General features: G+C 36.9%; 17 protein-coding genes, 3 tRNA genes and 1 pseudogene. 11 read left to right on the top strand and 10 right to left on the bottom strand.

The genetic code is table 11. The features are described from left to right. Positions 1-2: 2 nt before the first annotated feature. The 4 genes from OM074_RS10070 to OM074_RS10055 all read right to left on the bottom strand — a co-directional run bounded on the left by OM074_RS10070 (position 3) and on the right by OM074_RS10055 (position 3,280). Positions 3-1,394: a hypothetical protein gene (locus OM074_RS10070; protein ID WP_301199345.1), complete on the bottom strand. Its 1,392-nt coding sequence runs from the start codon at positions 1,392-1,394 to the stop codon at positions 3-5. Between the two features lie 2 nt (positions 1,395-1,396). Next, positions 1,397-1,948 carry an RNA polymerase sigma factor gene (locus OM074_RS10065; RefSeq protein ID WP_301199344.1) on the bottom strand — a complete coding sequence of 184 codons (552 nt, stop codon included), beginning with the start codon at positions 1,946-1,948 and terminating at the stop codon, positions 1,397-1,399. 236 nt (positions 1,949-2,184) lie between these two features. After that, positions 2,185-2,640, bottom strand: coding sequence for an SsrA-binding protein SmpB (gene smpB / locus OM074_RS10060; RefSeq protein WP_301199343.1), 456 nt, complete (start codon positions 2,638-2,640; stop codon positions 2,185-2,187). A 28-nt stretch (positions 2,641-2,668) separates the two neighbouring features. Then, positions 2,669-3,280 carry a YIP1 family protein gene (locus tag OM074_RS10055; protein WP_301199342.1) on the bottom strand — a complete coding sequence of 204 codons (612 nt, stop codon included), beginning with the start codon at positions 3,278-3,280 and terminating at the stop codon, positions 2,669-2,671. A gap of 324 nt (positions 3,281-3,604) precedes the next feature. Between OM074_RS10055 and miaA the strand changes: the two genes are divergently transcribed. The 3 genes from miaA (at position 3,605) to OM074_RS10040 (ending at position 7,849) form a co-directional block, all read left to right on the top strand. Continuing rightward, positions 3,605-4,525 (top strand): tRNA (adenosine(37)-N6)-dimethylallyltransferase MiaA, encoded by a 921-nt coding sequence (gene miaA, locus OM074_RS10050; protein WP_301199341.1) that lies wholly within the window; start codon positions 3,605-3,607, stop codon positions 4,523-4,525. Between the two features lie 148 nt (positions 4,526-4,673). Next, positions 4,674-6,077, top strand: a complete 1,404-nt coding sequence (locus OM074_RS10045; RefSeq protein WP_301199340.1) for an adenylate/guanylate cyclase domain-containing protein — start codon at positions 4,674-4,676, stop codon at positions 6,075-6,077. A gap of 122 nt (positions 6,078-6,199) precedes the next feature. Next, positions 6,200-7,849, top strand: a complete 1,650-nt coding sequence (locus OM074_RS10040) for a dipeptidyl-peptidase 3 family protein (protein WP_301199339.1) — start codon at positions 6,200-6,202, stop codon at positions 7,847-7,849. A gap of 387 nt (positions 7,850-8,236) precedes the next feature. On the opposite strand, the gene OM074_RS10035 is transcribed toward OM074_RS10040, so the two are convergent. From OM074_RS10035 to dpp5, 3 genes are all read right to left on the bottom strand, one after another. Continuing rightward, entirely contained in the window at positions 8,237-9,394 is a 1,158-nt protein-coding gene (locus OM074_RS10035) for a metallophosphoesterase (RefSeq protein ID WP_301199338.1), read from the bottom strand. A 122-nt stretch (positions 9,395-9,516) separates the two neighbouring features. Then, positions 9,517-10,461 (bottom strand): protein kinase domain-containing protein, encoded by a 945-nt coding sequence (locus OM074_RS10030; RefSeq protein ID WP_301199337.1) that lies wholly within the window; start codon positions 10,459-10,461, stop codon positions 9,517-9,519. Positions 10,462-10,565: 104 nt separating this feature from the next. Beyond that, a complete protein-coding gene (dpp5, locus tag OM074_RS10025) occupies positions 10,566-12,644 on the bottom strand; it encodes a dipeptidyl-peptidase Dpp5 (RefSeq protein WP_301199336.1) in 2,079 nt (692 codons plus the stop codon). Between the two features lie 517 nt (positions 12,645-13,161). Between dpp5 and OM074_RS10020 the strand changes: the two are divergent. After that, positions 13,162-14,457 (top strand): annotated as a pseudogene (locus tag OM074_RS10020) (methyl-accepting chemotaxis protein); the annotation flags it as partial. A 179-nt stretch (positions 14,458-14,636) separates the two neighbouring features. Here the strand turns inward: OM074_RS10020 and OM074_RS10015 are convergent. From OM074_RS10015 to bcp, 3 genes are all read right to left on the bottom strand, one after another. Further along, entirely contained in the window at positions 14,637-15,002 is a 366-nt protein-coding gene (locus OM074_RS10015; RefSeq protein ID WP_301199334.1) for an avidin-fold protein, read from the bottom strand. A 138-nt stretch (positions 15,003-15,140) separates the two neighbouring features. Further along, the gene (recA, locus tag OM074_RS10010) at positions 15,141-16,148 is read right to left on the bottom strand and encodes a recombinase RecA (protein WP_301199333.1); all 1,008 of its coding nucleotides are present in this window, start codon (positions 16,146-16,148) and stop codon (positions 15,141-15,143) included. Positions 16,149-16,180: 32 nt separating this feature from the next. After that, entirely contained in the window at positions 16,181-16,648 is a 468-nt protein-coding gene (bcp, locus tag OM074_RS10005; protein WP_301199332.1) for a thioredoxin-dependent thiol peroxidase, read from the bottom strand. 255 nt (positions 16,649-16,903) lie between these two features. Here bcp and OM074_RS10000 point away from each other — a divergent pair, with 255 nt between their 5' ends. The 7 genes from OM074_RS10000 to OM074_RS09970 all read left to right on the top strand — a co-directional run bounded on the left by OM074_RS10000 (position 16,904) and on the right by OM074_RS09970 (position 21,746). Beyond that, positions 16,904-19,435, top strand: a complete 2,532-nt coding sequence (locus OM074_RS10000; protein WP_301199331.1) for a hypothetical protein — start codon at positions 16,904-16,906, stop codon at positions 19,433-19,435. Positions 19,436-19,510: 75 nt separating this feature from the next. Next, positions 19,511-19,786 carry an ATP-dependent Clp protease adaptor ClpS gene (locus OM074_RS09995; RefSeq protein ID WP_301199330.1) on the top strand — a complete coding sequence of 92 codons (276 nt, stop codon included), beginning with the start codon at positions 19,511-19,513 and terminating at the stop codon, positions 19,784-19,786. Between the two features lie 4 nt (positions 19,787-19,790). Then, positions 19,791-20,258: an NfeD family protein gene (locus OM074_RS09990; protein WP_301199329.1), complete on the top strand. Its 468-nt coding sequence runs from the start codon at positions 19,791-19,793 to the stop codon at positions 20,256-20,258. A 5-nt stretch (positions 20,259-20,263) separates the two neighbouring features. Further along, entirely contained in the window at positions 20,264-21,256 is a 993-nt protein-coding gene (gene floA / locus OM074_RS09985) for a flotillin-like protein FloA (protein ID WP_301199328.1), read from the top strand. 198 nt (positions 21,257-21,454) lie between these two features. Next, positions 21,455-21,541: transfer RNA gene (locus OM074_RS09980), tRNA-Ser, on the top strand. Between the two features lie 24 nt (positions 21,542-21,565). After that, positions 21,566-21,640, top strand: a tRNA-Pro gene (locus OM074_RS09975). A gap of 31 nt (positions 21,641-21,671) precedes the next feature. Then, positions 21,672-21,746, top strand: a tRNA-Pro gene (locus OM074_RS09970). The last annotated feature ends 79 nt before the right edge of the window (positions 21,747-21,825 follow it).

Below are 21,825 nucleotides of genomic sequence, written 5' to 3'. Positions count from 1 at the left end.
GCTTAAAACTTGTAATTTACCCCAAATAATACCCCAAATGAATAAGGCTTATAATCATACCCTGTTGCATTGGTAATGGAGTTGATAAAATACTTTAAACGGGGCTCCACATTAAAATCAAAAGAGGAATTTAAAGGAGTACGAAGCCCAAACCCAAAACTGGCACTATATCCCACGGAATTGATATTTTCCATACTGCCAATTTTGCTTTTGCTATTGTTGTTTATCCTGTATGCATTATTCCCGACTAACAAGTTGGTGCTAAACCCGCCGTTTAGGGATACTGCAATTTTTCTTTTAATGAGGTCATATTTTAAAATAAAAGGAATCTCAATGTAATCAAGCTCTTGCTGAACATCAACTTCATAAGAGCTGGTACTTGTCAACGAAGAGATGTAATCCGTTTTTTCGGAGATAACACCTGGGCTTGGAGAGTCGGCATACACATTACCGGAAGATCGTTTTTGTATAGTTCCCAGCGAATTTTGCAATTCGTTGTTGCCAGAGGTAACCCTTTCTCCATAATCGGCTATTGCATCGTACGACAAGGAGTTGTTAAAGACTATAGATGAATTGCTAAACTTTTGGCCAACTTGAGTATACATAAGGCCAGTTTCTATCCTTAAGCGTTTGCTTGTTTTAAAATCCAGGTTTATTCCACCGGTCAAACTGGTTATACCACTTTCTTTATTGGCATAATTTTTATCCGAATTTCGATAGGAATAGGATGGAGCAATTTTACCTCCAATTGAAATTTCCGAAAATAATTGTTTCCTGTTTTTTTCTTTAGTATCTGTTTCAGAAAACACAAGGTTGGTTAACTGGTTTGTTTCAAAATCTTTATTGAGTACAAAAAATACAACAGACGCATTAATCTCTTCGGTTGGTAAAGCTCCTGTTTTGTAGTTATCTAACTTTGAATATTTGGGGTGTTTGTTTTTATTTAATACAATTGTGTTCTTTTTATTTAAAGAAGCGAAGTGCGTATTGTTTTTATTTAATTCAGATTTTTCCATAACAGGGCCTTGGTAGTTTTTTGATAAGGTTTTTTCATAATTCGTACCAGCCTCCTCCTGTCTATCTGAATCAATATGGTTTTCTATACTTGAAATTACTTGAGTGTTTTGTTTGACTGTTGTTTCTGTAATCGAAGAATTATCAGCTGTATAATTAGTTTTTTGGGTATTGGAGATTCTTTGATTAAAGAAAAGAGTGGCTAAAAATATTAAGCCAATAATAGCTGCAGCAGCTGTACCTTGCCAAATTACCAGGATCCTTTTCCTTTTGCGTTCCTTACCCAATTGGGAGTTTATGGCGTCCCATACATGAGTAGGAGGTGTTTCCGAATGATTGGATAATCCTTCCCTAAATAACCTGTCTATGTTGTTTTCCATGCTCATGCTATTATCGAATCATTTTTTTTTACTGCAAGTTTGTCCTTTAATATTTTTCTTGCCCTGCTCAGGTTCGATTTGGAGGTTCCTGTTGATATGCCCAGTACTTCAGATATTTCCTGATGTGATAATCCCTCCATGGCGTATAGGTTAAAGACCAGTTTGTATTTAGGAGGCAGCTCTTCTATCATTGAGAGTAATTCTTTAGGATTTATTACCTCAACGGTATTTTCGGTATCGGCAGGTTCGTCTTTAACGATATTTTCCAGTGATTCTACAAAATATACCGGGTGTTTCTTTCTGAATGATTCAATAATGGTATTTACAACTATCCGTCGCATCCATCCTTCAAAAGAACCTTCGAACCTGTACTTTTTAATATTCGTATATATCTTAATAAAACCTTCCTGGAGATTATCCTCAGCTTCAGTCCTGTCCTTGCAATATTGCAGGCACACGCCAAACAGCCACGGCGAAAAGGTATCGTATAATAACCTTTGAGCCTTGGAGTTATTCTTTTGGCAACGTTTTATAATATCTTCCAGGTTTTCCACTTAGTATTTTGGTCTCAAGCTATTTGGTTGACTAATCATTACAATGATTTTTGTAAAGTTAATCTAAAAGCAGGAGACTTGCTTTTTTATTATTGATGATGAAAGATAAAATAAAGGGTTGCGTGGGATAAAAAAGAAAAGCTATTAGCCTATAGCTATTAGCCATCACCTATATGCTATTAGCCATCAGCTAAGAGCTATTAGCTATCAGCTATATGCTATGAGCTAACAGCTATTTAATGAATCTTTTTCATCCGATCCATTTCTCTTTTGGCATCTTTAAGTTTAAGAGTTTCTCGTTTGTCGTGACTCTTTTTACCTTTAGCCAAGGCAACTTCCACTTTTGCCCAGCCTTTTTCGGTAATAAAAACCTGTAGCGGAATAATGGTCAATCCCGATTCTTTGGTCTTTCTATCCAGTTTTTGAAGTTCTTTTTTGTGCAGCAAAAGCTTTCTTTCCCTTAAAGGCATATGGTTATTATAGGTGCCAAAAAAGTATTCGGCAATATTGAACCCTTTAATCCAAAGCTCATCCTTTATAAAATAACAATAGGCTTCTACAAGACTGGCTTTTCCTAGTCTCAATGATTTTATCTCGGTTCCTGATAGTTGGATGCCGGCAATAAACTTCTCCATGATTTCGTAATCATGATATGCCTTTTTGTTTCGTATGTTGATTTTATTTTGAGCCATGAATAATATTTAATGCCATTTTAAAAGATCAAAAACCGCTTAATTGAGCAAAAGCTTTTGAAATCATATATGGAAGCAACAAAATTAATAAAGTAATGATAATTGTGAGCACAATCTTTAAATCTTTAGTTTCAAAATCACCAAGATAATTTAATCCAACCCATACAATATACCCTGTGTAAAGTCCTAAACCTCCAATCTGGAATAAATAGAACTGAGGAATTAGCAACACAAGAATCTCTATTAGAAAAACAACCACCATGGAGTAAGCTGTGATTTTTACCGATAATTCTTTGATATCTGCTTTTTTTGAAATCTGGGCAAAACGGGGAATTGAATTGATCAATATATAATAGATTGCCACTAATGCTCCAAAATAAGAAGTGAACTGGGCAATGGCATTTTTCAAGGCAAAGGTAAAATCCGGATCCTGATGTGCCGTAAATGAATTAACAAATGCAATTAGGGTAATGATGGCAATATAAGGTAATGCAAACTCACTCAGTATTTTGTTAAAGTCACTTTTCTCAGAAAAAATCACGACCCATTCTTTTTGAGGCGTTATTAAAAGGTTTTTCGTTCTTAAAAAGATGTTTTTATACCTGTTGATTATGCTTTCTTGTGTGTTTTTAGAGTTCATATGTGCTCCATTAATGTGAGGTGTGTTACTTTTTGTAGCTATTATTAATTAGTTTTGTGGTTACAAAAATATAAAAAAAGAAACGAGCCATGAGAAAAAGTTGTTACACATGAGAATCATTTTTTTTCGTTGGGCGCCCTTTCCGTTTTTCAGGCGGACGAGTAGCACTTAATAAGAAATAATTATACATGTGAAACTATCATGATTAAGTAAGCTCACAGGATGACGAATTAATAGCTTTGAATTCCCTTTCTTCAAAACTCAATTCATTGATCTTGATACTTGTGTCTCGTATACTAATTTTTAACACGTGAAACTATAGTTATGAAACAGGAGTCACCATATAATCTGATTGTTATTTTAGGCCCTACGGCAAGTGGGAAAACAACTCTGGCCACCCAACTGGCTTATAAAATAGGAGGTGAGATTATTAGTGCAGATTCGCGGCAGGTGTACCGGAGTATGAATTTGGGAACAGGAAAGGATCTGGAAGATTATGTTGTTAACCATACCCCAATCCCATACCATTTAATTGATATTGTTGACGCCGGATACAAATACAATGTGTATGAATATCAAAATGACTTTTTTAAAGCTTTTGAAGATATAAGAAAGAGGGGCAAGATGCCTGTGATGTGCGGTGGAACAGGTATGTATATTGAAGCTGTGTTGAGCCATTTTAAAATGGTGCATGTCCCATCCAATCCGGAATTGAGGAAAAAGCTGGAAGGAAAATCTCTGGATGAGTTAACGCAGATTTTATCCTCTTTTAAAAAACTACATAATACAACAGATGCAGATACGGTTAAAAGAGCTGTCCGGGGAATAGAAATAGAAACTTATTATAGTGAGCATCCTGAAATTGAAGTGGAACTCCCAGAACTAAATCCTCTTATTATTGGAGTAAAAATTGACCGGGAATTAAGGCGGGAAAAGATCACAAAACGCTTAAAGTCCCGTTTGGATGAAGGGATGGTTGATGAGGTACGGGGTATCCTTAATTCAGGAGTAAAAGCTGAGGATTTAATTTACTATGGCTTGGAATATAAATACCTGACCTTGTATGCCACAGGTGAAATTTCATATCAGGAAATGTTTGAAAAGCTCAATATTGCCATTCACCAGTTTGCCAAGCGCCAGATGACCTGGTTTAGGAAAATGGAAAGGAGCGGGTTTCAAATTCATTGGATGGATGCCATGGAGGCCGAGGAATTAAGAGTTCAGGAAATTTTGAATTGGTTGTAAATTGAATTCATCAAGGGATTGAAGCTGTTTGTCATTAAAAATAGTGTTTTAATAAGTAATTGGTACAAAACAAAAACTTCTTGGTTTTTTTAGCGTAATTATTATTGTCTGAAAAATGAACGATTAAAAGTATTGTATTAGCGTAGTAATGGACAATATTGAGTTATATATAAACAGGATATCTAAGCTTGCAAACAGGAATAAGGAGCTTAACAGGGAGATGAATGAAATTGTAGGAAGATACAATTTTATCCAAAAACAGAATGATAAGTATCTTAGCCTTTTGTCCAACTTTTCGTTTGAAGAAGAGGATAAAAAGGTTACCCCCAGAAAAAAAATACGGCGTTTTAAAAGAGCGTCTCTGTTGTATGCTTCTATTGAAGGGTTTCATAAACTTAGCGGCCACCCCAATGCAGAAAAGCTAATGGACAAATTGGATGAGCTGCAGCTGCGTATGGGTGATATAGCCAAAAAATATGATATTATTAAAATAAAAACAGTAGGTGATATTTTTATTTTTGGAGGGGGGATGCTCGAAGAAAACCGAACAAACCCTATAGATGTTATCCTGGCTGCCATTGAAATGCAACAGGCAGCCATTGAAATCAATGGTGGCGAAGGTGGTACGGCTTTCTGGGAATTGAGCATAGGTATCCATACCGGTCCGGTTTTGGCAGAACCAACAGGACGAAAATCCACACCCTTCCGATTGGCTGGAGACTCAGTTAATTTTACCAGCCGTTTGGGAAAAGCATGCAAGGCCGGAAGTATAAATATATCGGCAATGACTTATGAATTGGTGAAGGAGTTTTTTGAATGCTGTTCATCCGGCGAAATGCCAGTGAAATATAAAGGTTTTATGGAGTCGTTTTATGTAGACAGGCTTTTGCCCGAATTTGTTAAGGAAGGAACCTTGTTTGGTACAAATAATAGCTTTAATGTTAAGTATTCGTTGATTCAGTTTTTAGATATTCAGGAAGAGGTGTTGGATATGCTTGAGCAAAACCTTCCGGAATACCTGTTCTATCATAACATTAAGCACACCATTGACGTTGTTACTGAAGTTGAACTAATTGGCTGGGCAGAAGGATTGAGCGAGGAGGAGATATTGATTTTGAAGCTTGCCGGATTGTTTCATGATGCAGGGCATGTAATCAGTTATGAAGATCATGAGTTTCATGGTACAGTGCTGGCCAGGAAAATGTTAAAAAAATACCATTATGCACCTGAAATTCTGGATAGGGTTTGTGCATTGATAATGGCGACACAGTTTCCTCCCGAACCCCAAAACCTACTTGAAAAAGTGATGTGCGATTCTGATCTGGATTATTTGGGAAGGGCAGATTTTATTCCCGTGTCAAATATGCTTTACGAAGAGCTTAAGGTTAGGAATATGGTTGGTTCTTTTACAGAATGGAATATAAAACAGCTCACTTTTATTCGCAAACATCAGTATTTTACAGATACAGCACAAAACCTTCGTGAGGTAAATAAGAACAAACAGATAGAACGTTTAGAGCGGTTGCTCGAAGTAGGGGCGCAAGGGAGTTAGTTGTTCAATGAACAATGAACAAATTGATAATTGATCATTGATCATTGTTCATTGAAATATGTCAGGTTCTTTTATTTGTGGTTTTAATATCTTTGGTGTTAAATAACTAATATATTAAAATTATGAAGAAGAGCCTTTTATATTTAATGGGCGGTTTGTTAACCTTAGCTTCCTGTAAGGATGCAAAACAAACAAAAGCAAGTTACGAATCTGCCATTCCTGATGTTAAAGAAAAAGTAGAGGAATTTATTCCTGTTGAGTTAAAAACAGACCTGTCCCAACTCACCGAAAATGAGCGTTTGATGCTCCCAATTTTATTTGAAGCCGGAAAAATAATGGATGACTTGTTCTGGAAACAGGCCTGGGGTGATAAAGGTGCCTTAATGCAAGGAATTCAGGATGATTACCTAAAGAAGTTTGTGGATATAAATTATGGTCCCTGGGAACGGCTGAATAATAATACTTCATTCATTAAAGGTATTGGCGCAAAGCCTTTGGGTGCAAACTTTTATCCGCAGGATATGACAAAGCCAGAGTTTGATGCCCTTGAAAATGAAGCTAAAAATAGTTTGTATACTCTTTTAAAGCGTGATGATGCAGGTAAATTGACTGTCGTTCCATATCATGAAGCTTATCAAGAAGAACTGACAAAGGTTTCAGGGTTATTGAAAAAAGCTGCGGGTTATGCTGATGACGAAGGTTTGAAGGACTATTTGTTAAAGCGTTCTGAAGCTTTATTGACAGGGGAATACTTTGAAAGTGACATGGCATGGATGAGTATGAAAAACAATACCATTGACTTTGTTGTGGGACCGATTGAAAATTATGAAGATGCTTTATATGGTGCAAAAGCTGCATTTGAAGCGTTTATTTTGGTTAAGGATAAGGAATGGTCGGGTAAATTGGCTCACTTTGCAACACTGTTACCGCAGTTGCAGGCAGCTCTGCCAGTGGATAAAAAATATAAGAGTGAAGTGCCTGGTAGTGATTCTGATTTAGGGGCATATGAAGTGATTTTTTATGGGGGTGATTGTAATGCCGGAAGCAAAACAATTGCTATAAACCTGCCTAACGATCCTAAAGTTCATGTTGAAAAGGGAAGTAGGAAACTTCAGTTAAAAAATAGCATGAAAGCTAAGTTTGATAAGATTTTGGTTCCCATTAGCCAACTGTTGATTGATGACGACCAGCAAAAGAATATCTCGTTTAATGCCTTTTTTGAAAACACCATGTTTCATGAAGTAGCACATGGTTTGGGTATTAAAAGAACTTTGGACGGAAAAGGAACTGTTCGTGAAGCATTAAAGGAAACAGCTTCTGCTATTGAAGAAGGTAAGGCCGATATACTTGGGTTGTATATGGTTGATATGCTAACTGATATGAATGAGCTGGGTGAGGATCAGGTGCTCATGGATAATTATGTGACCTTTATGGCCGGGTTGTTCCGTTCAATTCGTTTTGGAGCATCGAGTTCTCATGGAAAAGCAAATATGATACGTTTTAATTATTTTAAGGAGAAAGGTGCATTCTCCAGAAATGGGGAAACCGGAAAGTATCGTGTTGACTTTGAAAAGATGCGAAAAGCAATGGTTGAATTGTCTGCAGATATTTTAATTATGCAGGGAGATGGGGATTATGCTAAGGCAAAACAGATGATTGAGGAAAAGGGATTTATCCAACCGGAATTGCAAGCTGATCTGGATCGGATTGCTCAGGCAGGTATCCCCAGGGATATCGTGTTTAAACAAGGCAAAAACGTAGTTGGTTTGTAGTGTTTACACTAAAGGTGTATTCCTGAAAAGGAAAATGTTTTACGTTACACAATGTGGCAATTGTGTTGTGTATCAAATGCTAATCAAAGTTTAAAAGTTCGACTCCTCTGGAGTCGATATAAATTCTGGTATAATACTATAAACGTTTGAAGCCTCTGGTTTCATTTATCTAATCTAATTGAACTCCAGAGGAGTTAAACGTTTATAGAATATTTGTATTAATAACATTAGCGACTCCAGAGGAGTCGAACATCTTTGCTGCCTTAATTCAGACTCTGATACAAACCTTTGTTACTTTGCGTAAAAGTATTTTGTTTAAGTGTCTTGTAAATCAGTTTTTTGGCTCAAATATAACGTCTATTACTTTTTAGAAGGATCTTCAGGTCTTTATTTAAAAACCAATGTAAACTCTAATATTTCCGGTCTGTTGCCCAATCTTACCGGAGGTCCCCAGGTTCCAAACCCGGTGCTGACATAAAAATGGGAGTCCCCTTTCTTTTTATAGCCTCGGCTTACTTCAAATATTCTTTTTGTAATATATCCTAAAGGCCATAGCTGGCCGTGGTGGGTATGTCCGCTAATTTGCAAATCAACACCTGCATCACTGGCTAATTCAAGATGAAATGGCTGGTGATCAAGTAAAATGATGGGTTTGTCCAGGTCTAGCTCCCGGGTAAGTTCATTGGGGGTTTTTCTGGGGTTCCCCGTGAAAGAAGTCTTGTCTTTGTCTTCTCGTCCTGTAATGTAAAAGCTGTTGTTAATTAATACAGAGGTGTCTCTTAATATTTTTATACCATGTTCTTCCAGGTAACTTACAGAAGCTTCTGCCCCTCCAATGTATTCATGATTGCCAGTTACAGCATAAGTGCCCAGAGGGGCTTTTAAATTTAGCAGGTTTTTGCCAAGGTTTTGTTCTATTACAGGTTTAACGTCTTCATCCACTACGTCTCCGGCAAAAAGTATGATATCCGGTTTTAAGGAGTTTATAGTATGGACTAGTTTGCCTGTTTTTCTTGGTCCGATTATAGTTCCCAGGTGTATGTCGGAAGCAGCTACAACTTTAAGTGTTTTATATTTTCCACCATCTTTATTGATTTCAATAGTTTTTCGTACAATTTTAGGTGTCCAGGCATTAATATGTCCGGCGATGATTAGTAGTATAATCCCGGTAGTTACAATATAGGTAGTATTAAGTTTGAGTTGTGCATAATTTCCCATCCAGGATGTGGGTAGAAAGTTAAACAGACTGTTACTCCACCGGATTATATCTATCGAGAAGATAGCTAGTGTAAAGTATAGCATTCCGGCAAACCAAAATGCTCCTGTCCAATGAAAAAAGTTTGCAACTGGCGAATACCAGGCTTTTTCTAAAAAGCGCCCCAAAGGATATGAAACAAAAAGTATTAACATGATCCATTTTAACCAATAAATTAGGTGTGGTGCAGCTTCCAGCCCCTGAGTTGCCCTTTTGAAAATATATAGGTTTACTAATGCATGGATGCTTAGGATAATAATAATAAATATTGCCATTTTTAATTTTGTCATTAGTTTCAATTATTTACAAACGAAAATTCAAAGATATTGTTTATTGCAAAGAGGTTTGCAGGTTTTTAAACAAACTAATTGTTTATATGAGTGAAGTGGCGTTTGGGCCGGCTAAAATTGTTTTATTGCTTTTCTATAAAAATTCTATAGAATAATTTATTAATCCAGTGTGGCTCTCTTTGGGGATGATCGTCAAGCCATTTTTCCAGATTCTTGATTAAGTCTTTAGAATGCCTTTCCCGAATCTCTACTCCGGTTGTCAGGATTTTTATTATTTCATCAGTATGAAGCAATCGCGGAGGTCTTGGAAAACGCTCCTTGTATATGGCAGGTGAAATGATATTGAATAATTCAGTATCAATATTTCTGGGTTTGGGTATTGGATAAGTAAGTTGTAGGTTGATTAAAATCTCTGCATTGCAATCGTATAAAGGTTTTTGCTTTGTAAGTGCTTCAAGTAGTGAAATTGCAGTGGCAAAAGTATCTGTTGATTGGCTAAAAAGATCCCTTTTTTTTAAAACTTGTTCGGGAGGAGAGTAGATTAAAGAGAAAGATTTGTACTGTTCTCCTGCATGCGCTGGGAAAGTGATGGCCCGCTCATAATCTAATAGGACTATATTTTCAGGATTCCATTTAGATGGATTTTCTTTGGGATGGTGTTTGATGAAAATATTTGAAGGTTTTATGTCTGTGTGCAGGATGTTGTTTGAATGTAATACCTGTAGTTCTTTAAGTAGATTAATAAACAGCTGTATAATGAATCTTTTAGGTATTTGTGCATATTTAAACGAACCTTTTATGGCCGTTTTAAGGTCTGTCCCTTCTGCGTAATCTCTAATAATATAATGTTTGTTGTTTAGTTTAAGGTATGTAGACTTTAAAAAGGAGGGTGAATTGAGGTTGTTGATTGTTTTAAGTATTTGCAGCAATTCATCTTTGGGAACATGGTATAATTCCTTTATAACAACCTTTTTTTGTGTGTTTGGATGAGTAGCTTTGTATGTTTTGCCAAATTTGTTTTTAGCAAGAATCTTCTCAATCTTATAATCACCAATTTGTAAATCCATACAGTTTGTTTAGCTATTATTTTTTGAGAATTTGGAATGCAAGAGGGTGTATAATGAAAAAACATCAATATACACCCTTTTGTAAAAGTATTAAAAAGTTGAGATTATTTTAGATATTCATCCAGCCATCTGAAAAACTCCCGGTGCCATAGGATGCCGTTCTGCGGACTTAAAACCCAGTGGTTTTCTTCGGGGAAACAAAGAAACCGAGCGGGAATGCCACGCATAATAGCTGTGTTAAAAGCTCCCATGCCTTGGGTGTATGGAATCCTGAAGTCTTTTTCGCCATGGATAACTAAAATGGGCGTATCCCAGTTTCCAACAAACTTGTGAGGAGAGTTGGCATAGGATCTTTGGGCAATTTTGTTGTTTTTGTCCCAATAGCTTCCTTTTAGGTCCCAGTTTACAAAAAACATTTCCTCTGTGGTTGAGTACATTTGCTCAAAGTTGAAGATTCCACAGTGAGAAACAAGGGCCTTGAATCTTTTGTTGTGGTTTCCTGCTATCCAGTATACCGAAAAGCCGCCATAACTTGCACCAATTGCCCCAAGCTTGTTTTCGTCAACAAATGGTTCCTTTGCAAGGGCATCAATAGCACTGAAATAGTCTTTCATATTTTGTCCGCCATAGTCCCCGCTTATTTGTTCATTCCATTCTTGTCCAAAACCTGGCAGACCTCTTCTGTTTGGGGCAACAATAATATAATCATTGGCCGCCATAAGCTGGAAATTCCATCGTAAACTCCAGAATTGACTTACTGTACTCTGGGGGCCTCCCTGGCAGTAAAGCAAAGCCGGATATTTTTTTGAAGGGTCGAAATTGGGTGGGTAAATAACCCAGGTTTGCATTTTTTTGTTGTCAGAAGTAGTAATCCATCGGCTTTCCACTTTGCCCATTTCCAATTGAGCCAGCATTTCTTTGTTCTCAAATGAAATTTCTTTATCAGACCCATTTTCAGGGTTTACCAAATAAATTTCTGTAGGGTGCATCATTGAACCCTTGGTTGCCACAAGTTGGTTTTTAGCAGTAGTTACTGAGTAATAGTTATGAACTCCTTCCGTAGTTTTGTTTATTGAGCCATAGCTCAGTGCCAGGTTGTAAATTTCATTTGTTCCCTGGTAATTGCTGATAAACCAAATTTTATCGCTTTCTGGCGACCAGGAAAGGTGGCTGGCATTATTGTCAAATCCTTTGCTGTAGTCTTTTTTCTTTCCGGTTTCCATGTCAAGGATAAATAACCTGTTTTTGTCAGATTCGTATCCATTGCGTTCCATGCTTTCCCATGCCAGGTATTTGCCATTGGGAGAAAATACGGGATTAAGGTCGTATCCCATCATGCCTTTAGTAAGGTTTTGGGTTGTTTTTTTATCAAGACTGTATTGGTAAATATCTGCATTAGTTGAAAAAGCATAACTCTTTCCGCTTAGTTTTTTACAACAGTACACAAGGTGTTTTGAGTTGGGCGACCAGGCTATTTGTTCAATGCCACCAAAAGGTTTTAGTGGGGTGTCATGGGGTTCATCTTGCATTAAATCGGTTCCGGAAGTAATGATTCCATTTACCGGGGCAATAAATACGTGACTATAATTCGTGTCTTCCCATGTATCCCAATGTCTGTACATAATGTCATCTTCAATAATGGCATTTGCATGAGGAAGATCCGGATACCTGTCGTGAATGTCTTCTTTGATTTTTACGTCTGCCGTATAGGCAAGGTGAGCTATGTCAGGAGAATACATGTAGTTCGATATTCCCTTTTCAATATTAGTTAATTGCTTTTTATTATGGCCGTTGGCATCGATCTCCCAAAGTTGAACAGAACCGCTTTCGGCTGATAAGTAGTTAATCATTTTTCCATCGGGACGCCATGTAACCGCAAATTCATTTGTTTTGGAGTTCGTAATCTGAGTTTTTAATTCGTTTTCAATTGAGTATGTGTAGATATCGGTATACGATTTGTCTTCTTCAATGTTGGTATATGTAACCGTATATAGGATGGTTTCTTTGTTGGGAGATACAGAAACATTTCCTATTCGTCCAAGCATCCATAGAGTTTCAGGGCTTAGTTTTGAACTTGGCAATGTTTTCCCTTTGTTTGAGTAGCTGGTTTCAGAACTTTGTTTAGGTTGCATGCACGATATAGTGCATATAACCAAAAATAGCGGAACAATTATTTGTTTCATGAGTTTATGTTTATGTAATTGAAATATTGTTTTTTATATGGGGTGTTGTATTTGAGTTAGGGAAATACGATCCATTTAAAAATACTAAATTATCCTTATGCAATATTATAATTAGCTGGTAATTTATACAAGTTGTTTTAAACATTGTAAAGATGATTTTTGTTAGTGTTATAGCGGGTGTAAAATAAATGACTATACCAGTCGGTGTTCCTAATTTATAGAGTTGCTAAGGCTTTAGGTAAACATTATAGAATTTATGACGTATATCATTTAGCAAAATGGAAATGGTTTTTGCTGAATGATTTCGTTTTGTTGTTTTCAGTTAATTACATTAAGGTATATGAGGATGGGTGTTGTTAAGATGTTTAAATTCAGGTCGATAATTGGTCAGATTATCTCTGTAAATCTTACTATGGCTATTATTATGGCATTGTCAATTGTTGTTCCTTTGGGAATTTTGTCCTATAAAGCAGAAATGAAGAGGTTGGTTGCCCTTGAAGATATGTTAAATCAAGATTATGACAGGGGGATTAAAAATCAGGTAGAAACAGCGTATAGTTTATTAAATGAGGTATATAATAAATACGTTCAGGGTGAATTTTCTGAGGAAAGGGCAAGGATAATAGCAGCAGACATGGTTAGAGGCTTGACATATGGTGAGGCGGGGTATTTCTGGATTGATACCAGTGATGGAACAAATGTTGTTTTGCTTGGAAATGCAACTGAAGGAACAAATCGGTTTGATCTTCAGGATGTTCATGGGAAATATTTGATTCGTGAGATTATAAAGGTTGCTGTTGCAGGGGGCGGTTATACAGAATATTGGTTTCCAAAAAAAGGGGAAACAGAGGCTTTGCCTAAACGAAGCTACTCAAAGTATTTTGAACCATTTGATTGGGTATTGGGAACTGGTAATTATATTGATGACATAGCTACAAGGATTAATGCCGAACGCGAAATTGAAATGGCTGAATTAAAGAGAGTAATGTGGATGATTATATTGATTTCGTTGGCAGTGCTTGTGTTAGCGGCTTTGGCTACAATATGGTTTGGTCGTAGTTTTTCCAGGCCAATAATTTCTTTGTCAGAGAAAACACAACAATTAGCAGCTGGTAATTTGGGTGTTGGTTTTGATAAGAGCAGGGATGATGAGATAGGTGTTCTGCAGGCTTCTTTAAAAACTACTATAGAAAAATTACGTGGCGTAATCAGGGAGGTGATAGATGGGGCCTCTAATGTATCTTCGGCTAGTGGTCAAATGAGCAAAACAGCCGAGTTTATGGCGCAAGGTGCCAATACACAATCTGCATCTACAGAGGAAATATCTTCATCGGTGGAAGAAATGGTCGCTAATATCCAGTCAAATTCGGAGAATGCTAAAGTTGCTGAAGGGATAGGGGTTAATACGGAAACCAATATGAATGTTCTTCAGAAAACAATGAGGGATAACCTTGATTCAATGAAAGAGATAAAGGCGAAAACCAATATAATAAATGAAATTGCCACACAGACTAACCTGTTGGCACTAAATGCCGCAGTGGAGGCAGCACGGGCCGGTGAGTATGGCCGGGGCTTTGCGGTGGTTGCTGCAGAAGTCAGAAAGCTGTCGGACTATACCCAAAGAGCTGCTACGGATATTGACAGGTTAACAACTTCAAGCCTGGGTGCAGCAGAGGAATCATGGGAAAACCTTGAGAACCTGTTGCCGGAGATTCAGGCAACGGTTGAAAGAGTGAGGGAAATATCATCTTCGAGTAAGGAGCAGGAGATAGGCGCTGGCCAAATTAATAATGCTGTTCAGGAATTGGTTAATGTTACCTCGCAAAATGCGGCCTCATCTGAGGAGCTGGCATCAAGTTCAGAAGAGTTGTCTCGCCAGTCAGAACAACTAAAGGATGTGATTACCTTTTTTAAATTGGAGAAATAAATCCCCGTGAAGGGTGTTAGGGTGTTGATTTATCGGTTTAAAGGAAGTGTGTTTGAATAATTAAGTTAATTAGCTTCATGGTATATGGTAGGGTCAATCTCTTCAAGGATCGACCTTCCTTTGGAATAATCCCTGCATGTCCACTGCCAATCCTCAATAATGCGGATCTTACCAGTTTCCATTATTTCTATTTTTGAATGGCAAATGCCGGTAAGCAGTTTGTTTTCCTTGTTTGTGTGGTGGTATTGCATTTCGAGGAAACCATTGGAGTCTAAGGTGCCGCTTAGGCGACCTGATTTAATGGTGCCTCCTTTGTATTCAGCAGTTACATAGTTTCCAGATTGTTTATACAGGAATACAGTTTCGGAATTGGTATCCCCGTTGGAGGTGTTGCTTTTAGTTATAAATGCTTTGTTGTTTAGGTCTATCATGTCTGCTTCAGGTTAAGGGAATGTGTGTATTAAATTAACTAACTTTTTTTGATGAAAACAAGAAAGGTCAGTTTTTATCCTGACCTTTCTTGAATTTTTTATGCGATAAAACAGGAGTATTCCTGTTTTTATGGTAATCTACTTGTTGTTTTTAGCTTCAATTATTTTTTGCTCCAATTCATCCATCAGTTCCGGGTTGTCTTTAATAACATTTTTTACAGCTTCCCTTCCCTGTCCGAGTTTTGTGTCACCGTAGCTAAACCACGAGCCACTCTTTTTAATTATATCCATATCAACACCAAGGTCAAGTATTTCACCAACTTTAGAGATACCTTCACCATACATAATGTCAAATTCAGCTTTTTTAAACGGAGGAGCTACTTTATTTTTTACAACCTTAACCCTTGTGTGGCTACCAATAACATCTTCGCCATCTTTTAATTGAGATGCCCTTCTGATGTCAAGTCGTAAAGAAGCATAGAATTTAAGCGCATTACCCCCGGTTGTAGTCTCGGGATTACCAAACATTACACCGATTTTTTCACGTAACTGGTTGATAAATATACAGCAGGTATTTGTTTTATTGATGGTAGAAGTTAGTTTACGTAATGCCTGCGACATCAGGCGGGCTTGTAATCCCATCCTGGAATCCCCCATCTCACCTTCTATTTCGGCCTTTGGGGTTAATGCAGCAACTGAATCAATAACAATAATATCAATAGCAGAAGATCGGATCAGCTGGTCAGCAATTTCAAGTGCCTGCTCTCCGTTGTCTGGTTGAGAAATTAATAAATTTTCAATATCAACGCCTAGCTTTTCTGCATAAAATCTATCAAAAGCATGTTCAGCATCTATAAAGGCAGCAATACCTCCGCTTTTTTGTGCTTCGGCAATGGCGTGGATTGCCAGGGTTGTTTTACCTGATGATTCAGGTCCGAATATTTCTATTACCCTGCCACGAGGGAATCCGCCAACACCCAAAGCCATGTCTAAAGATAATGATCCGGTCGAAATCACAGGGATGTCTTCAATCTCATTATCTCCCATTTTCATTATAGTTCCTTTACCATAGGCTTTGTCAATTTTGTCCATGGTAAGTTGTAGCGCCTTTAATTTTTCTTTATTAACTTCTTGTTTTTCTGCCATTTTAATCGTTGTAAAATATTTTCTTATATTATTTATGCTATTTCCAGTTCTGTGAAAATCTGGTTAGTGTGGTCTTTGGTCTTTACTTTATTAATTATCTTTTCAATATAGCCTTTTTCATCAATAATGTATGTGGTACGTATTACACCCATATACTCTTTGCCATACATTTTTTTTAAGCCCCAGGCATTGTATAATTCAAGAATTTCATGTTGGGTGTCAGCAATCAGGTCAAACTTAAACCCAAATTTATTTATAAATTTTATATGCGATGCTTCGCTGTCAGGACTTACCCCGATAATAACAAAACCCTTTTCTGTAAGTTCTGTATGGTTGTCGTTTAGGTTGCATGATTCAGCCGTACATCCGGGAGTATTATCTTTTGGGTAAAAGTATAAAATAACTTTTTTTCCAAGATAATTACTTAATGAAATATCTTCACCGTTTTGATTTTTTCCTGTAAAAACAGGAGCCTGATCACCTTCTTTTAAAGTTTTCATTTTGATAAAATTTCAAGTTGCAAATATACCCCATAAAACGAATACATTTATACTTAGTTCAAAACTTGTAAAAAAAACAAGGATGATAAAGATATAAATAAAGTTGAATTCTGAATATAAGTCCTTGAAATTAATAAGACAAGGGAGGTTGGGTGTTGGGGAATTTTATAACAGGGATGTATTAAAAAACATAAGGATTTAGGGAATTGAGCTTATATTTATATTTTTGACAAGAATTAAAATGGTTTGATTGTTATGATTAAATATTATTTGGGAGTATTGATATTATTAATGGGGTTTTCTGTGGTGGCACAAATCCAAACAGAAAAAAAAGAATATACTCCTCAGATGGGATTGGATTACTTTAGGTCAGGAAATTATATTGAAGCACAAAAAGTATATCAGGAACTGTTGGTTAAATATCCTAAAGACGCCAGATATAATTTTTATATGGGTATTTGCGAAGTGAAAAACCGCAGTAATATTTCCGGTGCCATAAAGAAGCTGAATTATGCAAAACTAAAGAGGGTAAGTAAAGATGTTACTTATTATTTGGGACGGGCGCATCAATTGTCGTATAATTTTGAAGAGGCTATCTCTAATTATAGTTTATTTGTTAAAAACACAACGTCATCCGATAAAAGGATAGAAAAGGCTAATGTTTACATTCAGGAATGTAATATAGGTAAAAGGATTACTTCAAAGATTTATAACCTTGAAGTTTTAGAAAAAACAAAGGTCAATAAATCAACCATGTTAAGTCAGTATCATCTGGCAAAAGATGTTGGAACTTTATTGAGAAATGGAGACTTTTTTGAGTCGGGAGTTGATCCTGATAATGTTATGTTTGAGACTGAGAGAGGTGACGTGGTGTATTTTTCGATGGAATCTAATGATGAGGATACATTGAGTATTTTTAAAATGGTGAAGCTGATTGATGGATGGGGAGAGAGTGAGACTGTTGGAGCACCTGTTAACTCTGTGTATAATGATGCTTATCCTTTTTTGGCTACAGATGGCTTAACTTTTTATTTTGCTTCTGATCGCCCCGGTGGATTGGGGGGCTTTGATATTTATAAAGCATACTACGATAATGAGACCAATAGTTTTCTGGATCCAATTAACCTGGGAGTGCCGTTTAATTCACCGGATGATGACTTTATGTTTGCATCAGATGATTTTAATGAGGTAGCTTTTTTTACTTCTAACAGAGAAACCTGCGGCGACAGTTTAATGGTTTATAAGGTACGTTGGAATGGCCGTCAGGTACGTAATATGGTGGATGATATGAATCAGGTTGGGAATGCTGCCAGATTGAGTTTGTCGACAAATGAAAATACCAGGATAAATACTTCCAGAGAGTTAGATGATACTAAAGCTAAAACTGTCCAGCGCAACAAAGGAGTCTTTCAGTTTGAGATTAACGATACATTGGTGTATACCCAATATGAACATTTTGTTAGTACAGAGGCCAAAGAGATGTTTATGCAAGGTTATGCTTTCGATCAGGAAAAGGATAGCCTTTCATCGCTTTTAAAGCAGAATAGGGCTAAATATAGTATTGTTAGGTCGGAAGTTGAGCGGAATGAGATAGTTAATGAAATTTTAAAGCATGAAAGCAAGGTATATAGTCTGGAAGATAAGATAGAGGAAAAGTATCTTTATGCGCGTCAAAAAGAGCTTAATGAAATCATCAGTCAAATTCAAAGCGGAACTTATAAACCTGATAAGGAGGTTGAAGAATTAAAATCAAAAGCAAAGAGTATTGAAGGAATTTTGATCCCTGAAAAATATTCAATGTTCACTTCAGAAGAGTTTGATAAGCATTACTCTAAAAATAAGGAAATGTATAAACAATTGTTTTCTGATAATGATATAAAAACGCTCCGATATGCTGATTCGTTATATGTATGGGCTAATATATTAAATCTGGAATCATCACAGCTCCTGGCACGTTCCACACAGGTGGAGGAAGACAATTCTATCAAACTGAACAGGTTGATTAAAAAAGAAAATGAAAATACGGAAGAGCCGGAGGAATCAAAAGCTTCATCTTTAATTAAAGAATCCAAGGAATTGAAGATTCTGTCCACAAGGATATATCATAAAGCCTTGGATAAAAAATATCCGGTTTATTGGTTGAAATTGAAAGATATTTCAGGTAAGGTAGATGAAGGATCCGGTAAAGAGATTTTTGAACTTACTTATCAGGGGAATGCCTATTTTAGGGAAGCAAAAAGAGAATTGAGTACATTGGGCGGATTAAATATTGAGTCTTTTGAAAAAGCAGGGGCTATGAAAAGAGCCGGTATTGAAAGCCAGGAAAATGCACTTAATTTGTATTGTTCAATGATAAAAGATGGATTTCAGGTTATTGAAAGTAAAGCGAAAGAGACAAAAGGAACCATTCAGAAATCATATAGTGAAATACATAAGGGTAATAGTGGAGAAGAAGTTTCTGAAGTCATAAAGGAAGTTGAGCAACCAAAGGCGGAGAAACAGGAAGTTTCTGTAGTTGAAAAAACAAAAGAAGTTGCATTAATAGAAGAGTATAAAGTTCAGATTGGTGTATTTAGAAACCAACCATCAAAGGAGGCATTGGCAAAAATTCCTGCAGTTTCTTCAATTGAGTTAAAAGGAAGAGGATTGACCAAGTATTTTAGCGGAAGTTATAAAACAAGGCAGGAGGCGTTGGAAATTATTCCCGTAATAGTTGAAGCAGGATTTCCCGGAGCATTTGTTGTGTATTTCAAAAATGGTGTCCAATCATCGATTCCAAAAGAATAGGCTGTAATAAATAAATTTGCAGGAACAGGATTTTTTGAATAAAAAGTGTTATTTTGGAATACAAATAGATGTGTTATGGATTCTTTTGGAAAAAAATGGAAGAGTGATCATTTAAGTAAGGGGAAAGAAAGCATAAAATCCTTAGTGCTTCATAATGACAATGTGAATTCATTTGAGTTTGTTATAGAAGCCTTGGTTGATGTTTGCAATCATGATGATATTCAGGCAGAGCAATGTGCTTTTTTAACCCACTTTACAGGAAGATGTCAGGTTAAACGAGGTACAAAACAAGAATTAACGCCTATTAAACAGCAACTGGCAAATAAGAACCTTTCAGTAACTATTGATTAAAGATATGTCAACAACAATTATTGTACTCCTTATCCTTTTAGGATTGTTTCTGCTTATTTTAGAATTTTTTGCCCTGCCTGGAGTAACATTCGCCGGAATAGGAGGGGCTTTGTTTATAGGTGTAGGTATTTTTATGGCCTATAAAAATTTTGGTTCAATAGGTGGAAATATTACATTGATAAGTACTGTTTTGCTTTCTGTGTTTTTGGTGGTTTATTCATTAAGATCCGGGACCTGGAAGAAACTTATGCTGGATTCTGCGGTTGAAGGACAGGTAGAAGTAAAGGAAGAGTCTGCTATCAGAACGGGAGATGAGGGAGTGGCTATTACAAGACTTAACCCTGTTGGTAAAGCAATTGTTAATGGAACTACCATAGAGGCTCATTGTCCGGGTAACTTTGTAGATGCCAATACAAAATTAGAAGTAACAAAAGTTTTTAAAACATATATAATCGTTAAACCTAAAAAATAATAATTATGGTAGATATTGGAGGCCTTGGATTTTTTGGCCTATTAGCAGTAATAATAGTACTGTTTTTCTTGTTTTTGTATTATGTGCCCATTATTTTGTGGTTCTCGGCATTGGTTTCGGGAGTTAGAATTTCATTAATTCAGCTAGTTTTAATGCGAGTTCGTAAGGTTCCGCCGGCTGTTATTGTGCGGGCGTTAATTGAGGCTCATAAAGCTGGGCTTAAAACCATTAAAAGAGATGAGCTGGAAGCTCACTTTTTAGCAGGGGGGCACGTGACCAGAGTAGTTCATGCACTTGTTTCTGCAGCAAAAGCAAATATCGATTTAACATTTCAAATGGCTACGGCAATTGATTTAGCTGGACGTGATGTATTTGAAGCAGTGCAAATGTCAGTAAATCCCAAGGTGATAGATACCCCACCGGTAACAGCAGTGGCTAAAGATGGTATTCAGTTAATCGCAAAGGCCAGGGTGACTGTTAGGGCCAGTATAAAGCAGTTGGTAGGAGGTGCCGGGGAAGAGACGGTTCTTGCCCGTGTAGGCGAAGGTATTGTATCTTCAATTGGTTCTTCTATGTCGCACAAGGCTGTGTTGGAAAATCCGGATTCAATTTCAAAAGTAGTGTTGGAGAAAGGATTGGATGCTGGAACTGCATTTGAAATTTTGTCTATTGATATTGCAGATGTAGATATAGGTAAGAATATAGGTGCGGTGCTTCAAATAGACCAGGCAGATGCTGATAAAAATATTGCTCAGGCCAAAGCAGAGGAAAGAAGAGCTATGGCCGTTGCATTAGAGCAGGAAATGAAAGCCAAAGCACAAGAAGCAAGAGCAAAAGTAATAGAAGCTGAAGCTGAGGTTCCCTTAGCCATGGCAGATGCCTTTAGATCGGGTAATTTGGGGGTGTTGGATTATTTAAAGATGAAGAATATTGAAGCAGATACTTTAATGAGGGATTCGATTTCAAAAACACCACCTGAAAATCCGGATAAAAAATAAAAAAATATAGGGGCATGAAAATGCTCCTTTTTTTTGTGCTGCAATTGTTTACATGAGTGAAGGTAAATATTAAGTGAATTTTAGGTTGATTTTTTTTTATAAAACTATTGCAGCATAAAAACATTTTCCTACATTTGCACTCGCAATCACAAAATGAGTGTTGCAAAGGGGTCTAAAAAGTTAGACTTTATGACACCTGGAGGGGTGGGTGAGTGGCTGAAACCACCAGTTTGCTAAACTGACGTACGGGTAACTGTACCGGGGGTTCGAATCCCCCTCCCTCCGCAAGAAATTTTGAGTTTAAAAGTACGGGGTGTAGCGCAGTCCGGTTAGCGCACCTGGTTTGGGACCAGGGGGTCGGGAGTTCGAATCTCTCCACCCCGACATAATAAACTTAAAATATTCTTTAAAAGTACGGGGTGTAGCGCAGTCCGGTTAGCGCACCTGGTTTGGGACCAGGGGGTCGGGAGTTCGAATCTCTCCACCCCGACTACTTAAAAAACTAAATAAGTTAAAAGCCTGTAAAATGTATGTTTTACAGGCTTTTTTATTTTTTGTTATTTCAATAT

The sequence above is a fragment of the Plebeiibacterium marinum genome, assembly GCF_026013615.1.
GTDB classification, from domain to species: Bacteria; Bacteroidota; Bacteroidia; order Bacteroidales; family Marinilabiliaceae; genus Saccharicrinis; species Saccharicrinis marinus_A.
This window is presented reverse-complemented; position numbering and strand designations above follow the sequence as displayed.

Excerpts from the sequence above, each read along its gene's own strand:
- OM074_RS10070 (WP_301199345.1), bottom strand. The coding sequence starts at position 1,394 with ATGGAAAACAACATAGACAGGTTATTTAGGGAAGGATTATCCAATCAT.
- smpB (WP_301199343.1), bottom strand. The coding sequence starts at position 2,640 with ATGGCTCAAAATAAAATCAACATACGAAACAAAAAGGCATATCATGAT.
- OM074_RS10055 (WP_301199342.1), bottom strand. The coding sequence starts at position 3,280 with ATGAACTCTAAAAACACACAAGAAAGCATAATCAACAGGTATAAAAAC.
- miaA (WP_301199341.1), top strand. The coding sequence starts at position 3,605 with ATGAAACAGGAGTCACCATATAATCTGATTGTTATTTTAGGCCCTACG.
- OM074_RS10045 (WP_301199340.1), top strand. The coding sequence starts at position 4,674 with ATGGACAATATTGAGTTATATATAAACAGGATATCTAAGCTTGCAAAC.
- OM074_RS10040 (WP_301199339.1), top strand. The coding sequence starts at position 6,200 with ATGAAGAAGAGCCTTTTATATTTAATGGGCGGTTTGTTAACCTTAGCT.
- OM074_RS10035 (WP_301199338.1), bottom strand. The coding sequence starts at position 9,394 with ATGACAAAATTAAAAATGGCAATATTTATTATTATTATCCTAAGCATC.
- OM074_RS10030 (WP_301199337.1), bottom strand. The coding sequence starts at position 10,461 with ATGGATTTACAAATTGGTGATTATAAGATTGAGAAGATTCTTGCTAAA.
- dpp5 (WP_301199336.1), bottom strand. The coding sequence starts at position 12,644 with ATGAAACAAATAATTGTTCCGCTATTTTTGGTTATATGCACTATATCG.
- OM074_RS10015 (WP_301199334.1), bottom strand. The coding sequence starts at position 15,002 with ATGATAGACCTAAACAACAAAGCATTTATAACTAAAAGCAACACCTCC.
- recA (WP_301199333.1), bottom strand. The coding sequence starts at position 16,148 with ATGGCAGAAAAACAAGAAGTTAATAAAGAAAAATTAAAGGCGCTACAA.
- bcp (WP_301199332.1), bottom strand. The coding sequence starts at position 16,648 with ATGAAAACTTTAAAAGAAGGTGATCAGGCTCCTGTTTTTACAGGAAAA.
- OM074_RS10000 (WP_301199331.1), top strand. The coding sequence starts at position 16,904 with ATGATTAAATATTATTTGGGAGTATTGATATTATTAATGGGGTTTTCT.
- OM074_RS09995 (WP_301199330.1), top strand. The coding sequence starts at position 19,511 with ATGGATTCTTTTGGAAAAAAATGGAAGAGTGATCATTTAAGTAAGGGG.
- OM074_RS09990 (WP_301199329.1), top strand. The coding sequence starts at position 19,791 with ATGTCAACAACAATTATTGTACTCCTTATCCTTTTAGGATTGTTTCTG.
- floA (WP_301199328.1), top strand. The coding sequence starts at position 20,264 with ATGGTAGATATTGGAGGCCTTGGATTTTTTGGCCTATTAGCAGTAATA.